Here is a 5,440-nt window from a genome sequence, read left to right as displayed (position 1 = left end):
AGGGAATAGAGCGCACAGCCGATCGCTGCGAACATGATTGCGCTTTGTGGCAGCCACAGAGGGATAGACAGGCCCGGTGTTTGTTGCGGGCGACGCAGGCCCCACTTCAACATCCGGTAAGAGAGATAGACAAAGAATCCGGTAATCAGCAGTGTCACCAGCGACAGAAATCCCTGATGGATTCGACGGATCTGCTGGTCACGAATATTGGTCTGCACAAAGTCGACCACCAGGTGCTCACGCTTACGGCTGGCAACCAGACCGCCAACCATGTAGAGCCACATACCGAATACCATAATCACTTCCAGCAGGCCGACAATCGACCAGCCAAAAACGTAACGCGCGAGAACAAGAAACAACATCAGTCCCACCAGCATGAGGCTGCTAATCAACGCAACCGCATCCAGACACCAACCGACCTTCTTATCCAGCGCCGTAAAGAAACGCACCATCATAAGCACCTTCGGAAAGACAAGAACGGCGGAACGCTTGCGCGGACCGCCGTTTGGGTTGGAACAGGATTAAAGCTTGGTAGCGTTGGCGCGGATGTTGTTCATGATCTCGGAACCGATCTCTTCATCCATCAGCGGCCAAACCTTGTTACGTGCTGCGCGGGCAAACTCTTTGATCTGCTCGTCAGATAGCTCGACGTACTTCATACCTGCTTCCTGGGCTTTCTTCACGTATAGCTCGTCGGCAGATTTTGCAGCTTTGAACTGTGCCAGCATCACCTCTTTCGCCGCTTCCGCCACAACCTTCTGGTGCGCTTCGGACAGGTCTTCATAGGATTCAGCGTTCATGCTCAGTACGCCGGTCATGAAAAAGTGTTTGCTGCGTACGTAGTAATCCAGCTGATCGCGGAAGTACTCGTAATCCCAGTAGATAACGTTGCCCGCTTCACCATCAACGACGCCGGTCTGCAGTGCGGTGTATACCTCACCCCAGTCGATCGCAGCAGTCTGGTAGCCCAGCGCCTGCATGGTCTGTGGTGCCGGGAATACGGTCATGGTGCGTACTTTCAGACCGTCTGCTTCGGCAATGTTGGTCGCGTACTTACCGCGGGTTGCCACACCGTTGAAACCTTCCGGCCACGGACCGAAGAATTTCAGGCCCAGATCGGAGTAGATACCGCCCAGCATGTTGTTTACCCAACCGCCCGGGCTGTAAGCCTTCAGCGCTTCATCCCAGGACAGCGTCATGTACGGGGTGTAGATCACACCAATACGCTTGTCGTAGGAGGTCATCGGCCAGTTCAGCATCACATCCACGTCACCGGCCACGTGCAGGTCGAAGACTTCGTTCTGACTGCCCAGTTCGTTCTGATAGAACACCTTTACGTCGATCTCACCGTTGGAACGGGTTTCGATCAGCTCGGCCCAGCGTTCCAGTGTGTCGCCAGCAGGTGACCCTTTTGCACCGGAGTCGGTTGCCATTTTCAGCGTTGCGGCCTGCACTGAAGATGCCATCAAAACCCCGGCCGTCACCAATCCAGCCATAAATGAGCGAAGTGTCGTTTTACTCTTAACCATGGTATTTCCTGTCGTTTTTTTTATGTTGTTGGTCAGTGGCACCATAGATACTCAGCCCGATCGCCTCGGTCAAACCACCCTACCCACAGGAAATAGCTCCAAATAAGTTTAATTAATGCAGCATTTATTTCTTTAATGATTCAAATGTACAGAGATTTAATACACACAATTTTAAAAGGGTATTTAGTTTAGCTGTTACTAATTTTGGCGTGGATTCGCAAATGGATAGCCAATGTGTCGCTTCTGAAAATGAGTGTGTGTACTCAGAACACAGGATTCCGAGTCATGGAAACAGGAGTGAGAATCAGGTGCAGAACCACCCGAGAGAAGAATTGCGAAGCAAATATAAAAAAATCGCACTGAGCGTAACCCAATGCGATTTTTTAGTTATAAGCTGGCGGATTATCTCCGCCCGTATTCAGATGTCAGACAGCGATAGAACCGAAACTTGGCTCCACTTTTGCGCTGCTCAGCGCACTCGCAGAACGCGCCATGCTCATCAGACCGGAATCCTGTAGCGGTTCACGAATACTGTTTTGTGATGTGCCATCGGCGGCCCAGGCGATCTTGCGCTCGTCCCTCGGCGAGATACCGATGTGTTTGCGGTAACAACGACTGAAATGCGGCGTCGAAATAAAGCCACACGCACCTGCAATCTCGACAATCGACATGCTCGACTGCTTCAGCAACTGGCGTGCACGATCCAGTCGCAAACGCAGGTAATAACGTGACGGTGAGCAGCTCAGGTATTTCAGGAACATACGTTCCAGCTGACGTCGCGACACATTTACAAACTGCGCCAGCTCGTCCAGCCCGATTGGCTCTTCCAGGTTACTTTCCATCAGCTCGATTACTTCCACCAACTTCGGCTTGGATTCGCCGCTGTTGTGCAGCTGACGTAGCGGCACTCGCTGCTGATCGAACTCACTGCGGATACGGTCGCAAATGAACATGTCCGATACCGCGTTCGACAGTTTCGGATTGTGCTGCGTTGAGATCATATGCAGCATCATGTCCATCGGTGCATTACCCCCAGACGAGGTCATGCGGTTGCGGTCTACGGTGAACAGACGACTGTTGCAACGCACTTTCGGGAAGCGCTCCTGCAACGCAGCCATACACTCCCAGTGCGCACTGCAATCGTACCCGTCGAGCAGACCGGCATGCGCAAGCAGGTAGGAACCGGTACAGATTGCCCCCAGCTTGATGTTACGGCGCGACATCTGCTGCAACCAGCTCACCTGCTTCGGTGTAAAACTGCGTGTGATATCAACCCCACCTGCAACGATCACCAGGTCCAGGTCGATCACATCTTGAAAGGAAAAATCCGGTTTGAAAGTCAGGCCATCGCTGGCAGACACCTCGGAACCTGTTTCCGAAACCATATGCCAACTGTATAACTCCTCACCTGACAGCTGATTCGCCATCCTGAGCGGCTCAACAGCCGACGCCAGTGCGATCATTGTGAAGTTATCCAGCAGAAGAAAACCCACACGGGTAACCTTCTTTTCCCCATTAACTGGGGTGCGACTCATTGCGATTGTCATTGGGTATGCCCTCTGTGCGTATGTGCTGGGCAAGGCGTGAAATGATTGCTTAACGCCCGCTACGCTTTTTTTATTATGTAGGACTAATATGGGACGGCCCGGGAACGATCAGCCCCCATCACCATCAGGCCTGACGCATAAGATCTGCTTAGTACTTCTGTGGTACTTAGGCTCACACAGTTCGTTGCGTCAGGATTTATATTATTGATTTCAATCAATTAGCATCAATCTAAAAACGACGCCTGAGCCACCTCAATTACCTAAATACGACACAGGATTCAAATTGCGACTTGATATCGGTCAAATCAGGCAAGTACTGCGCTGCCGCTGACCTACCCCAAAACGGCGCGCATTTTTACGTTATTCCCGCCTTGCGGCTTGCTCAAAAAACGCCGCTTTTTGTCACTTTACGACTGCGCCAGAAAACGCCCAAATAACCACTCGTCGCACATTGCAAAGTTCCCTGTCGCTCTCGGTCAACTGCACTTATTTTGCGCAAATTGTGTCGCCCCTGATCAACTTTGGCGCGGTTCGGGACAGCCGTTGATACAGCCCGTTGGATAGAGTGGAAAGCCACGCTCCTGATGGGAAGCGTGTACTCAAAGAAAACAATAATAGGAGTAGTTACTATGTGCAGTATTCACGGCAACCGAGGTGTCGTCTATAAAGGACCGGGCGAAGTCGCAGTAGAGAACATTGCCTTTCCTGAACTGTCACTGGGCAAACGTAAGTGCAATCACGGCGTTATCCTCCGTGTACTGACTACCAACATCTGTGGCTCCGACCAGCACATGGTTCGCGGCCGCACGACCGCTCCATCCGGCCTGGTTCTGGGCCACGAGATCACGGGCCAGATCATCGAATGCGGTAGCGATGTAGAATTCCTGAAAGAAGGTGACATCGTATCCGTACCGTTCAACATCGCGTGTGGCCGCTGCCGCAACTGTAAAGAAGGCAACACCGGCATCTGTCTGAACGTAAACCCTGCCCGTCCGGGTGCCGCTTACGGCTACGTGGACATGGGTGGCTGGGTTGGCGGCCAGGCTGAGTACGTAATGGTACCGTACGCTGACTTCAATCTGCTGAAGTTCCCGGATTCCGATCAGGCAATGGAGAAGATCCGTGACCTGACCCTGCTGTCCGATATCTTCCCAACCGGTTTCCACGGCTGCGTAACTGCAGGCGTAGGCCCGGGTTCCACCGTTTACATCGCTGGTGCAGGCCCTGTCGGTCTGGCGGCTGCTGTATCCGCACAGCTGTTGGGTGCGGCATGTGTCATCGTTGGCGACATGATCGAAGAGCGTCTGGAACAGGCACGCAGCTTCGGCTGTGAAACCATCGACCTGCGTCAGGACGGCGACATGGAAGATAAGCTGGAGCAAATCCTGGGTGAGCGCGAAGTAGATGCATTCGTAGACTGCGTAGGCTTCGAAGCACACGCATGTGGCTGCAACCACGGCATTGAAGCACCAGCGACCGTACTGAACTCTGCGATGTCTATCACCCGCGCAGGCGGCCAGATCGGCATCCCTGGTCTGTACGTAACTGAAGACCCAGGTGCGGTTGATGATGCAGCGAAACAGGGTTCTCTGAGCATGCGCTTTGGTCTGGGTTGGGCGAAATCCCACTCCTTCCACACCGGTCAGTGTCCGGTAATGAAGTACCACCGCCCACTGATGCAGGCGATCCTGTTCGATAAGGCTAAAATTGCGGACGCAGTTAACGTTCAGATGATCTCTCTGGATGAGGCGCCTGAAGGTTACGCAGACTTTGATGGTGGTGCAGCGAAGAAATTCGTTATCGACCCACACGGCAGCGTAGCGGCGTAAGTCGATACTCAACAGAGCAGAGGCCTGGCCCTCTGCTATCGCGCCATTGCATATGCTGACTCTACGCAGTGGCGCTTTTCCCTCCTAAACCCATCCAGCTACGCGATCGGTTCTTGCTGGGTTGAACAGTGAATACTGCCACCACCGGCGGCCAGGGCATCCACACTCAGTGCAATAACGTCGTGCTTCGGGAATGCCTTGCGCAATGTTTCTTCCGCTTTGCGATCAGCACGACGGTCGCCAAACTTTTGCATCAGCACTGCACTGTTACACACGTAAAAACCGATATAGCCCGCTGCAAATTCCTCATGGTAGAACTTAGAGCGGATATCAGTCGGCCCTTCCAGCACCAGCACCTTTAGTTTTCTGCCCTGTGCATCGATCGCAGCTTCCAGGATCTCCAGGTGGCGCTCGGTGACTTTATGATCCGGTGATTCCGGATCAGGATCGTAGCCTGCAACGACCACACCCGGACGTGCGAAACGGGCGTAGAAATCCGTATGGCCGTCGGTGATATCCATGCCACGAACGCCCG

The 5,440-nt window shown here is 53.2% G+C and carries 5 protein-coding genes; 1 reads left to right on the top strand and 4 read right to left on the bottom strand.

Going from position 1 to position 5,440, the window contains the following annotated elements; all coding sequences use genetic code 11:
• From ACEQ15_RS04525 to ACEQ15_RS04515, 3 genes are all read right to left on the bottom strand, one after another.
• Positions 1–452, bottom strand: a 452-nt coding sequence (locus ACEQ15_RS04525; protein WP_370277874.1) for a TRAP transporter small permease, incomplete at its 3' end; no start/stop codon positions are given.
• Positions 453–521: 69 nt separating this feature from the next.
• On the bottom strand, positions 522–1,529 hold the full coding sequence (gene dctP, locus ACEQ15_RS04520) for a TRAP transporter substrate-binding protein DctP (protein WP_370277871.1): 1,008 nt from the start codon (positions 1,527–1,529) through the stop codon (positions 522–524).
• Between the two features lie 425 nt (positions 1,530–1,954).
• Positions 1,955–3,064, bottom strand: coding sequence for a GlxA family transcriptional regulator (locus ACEQ15_RS04515; RefSeq protein ID WP_370277870.1), 1,110 nt, complete (start codon positions 3,062–3,064; stop codon positions 1,955–1,957).
• Between the two features lie 641 nt (positions 3,065–3,705).
• On the opposite strand from ACEQ15_RS04515, the gene fdhA reads away from it, so the two are divergent.
• Positions 3,706–4,905, top strand: a complete 1,200-nt coding sequence (gene fdhA, locus ACEQ15_RS04510; protein ID WP_370277869.1) for a formaldehyde dehydrogenase, glutathione-independent — start codon at positions 3,706–3,708, stop codon at positions 4,903–4,905.
• Positions 4,906–5,003: 98 nt separating this feature from the next.
• On the opposite strand, the gene ACEQ15_RS04505 is transcribed toward fdhA, so the two are convergent.
• A partial coding sequence (locus ACEQ15_RS04505; RefSeq protein WP_370277868.1) for an agmatine deiminase family protein occupies positions 5,004–5,440 on the bottom strand: 437 nt, incomplete at its 5' end.

This window comes from Pontibacterium sp., from assembly GCF_964228735.1.
In the GTDB taxonomy this organism is placed as follows: Bacteria; Pseudomonadota; Gammaproteobacteria; order Pseudomonadales; family Balneatricaceae; genus Pontibacterium.
Note: the sequence above shows the minus strand (reverse complement) of the source record. Positions and strands in the feature narration are given on the sequence as shown.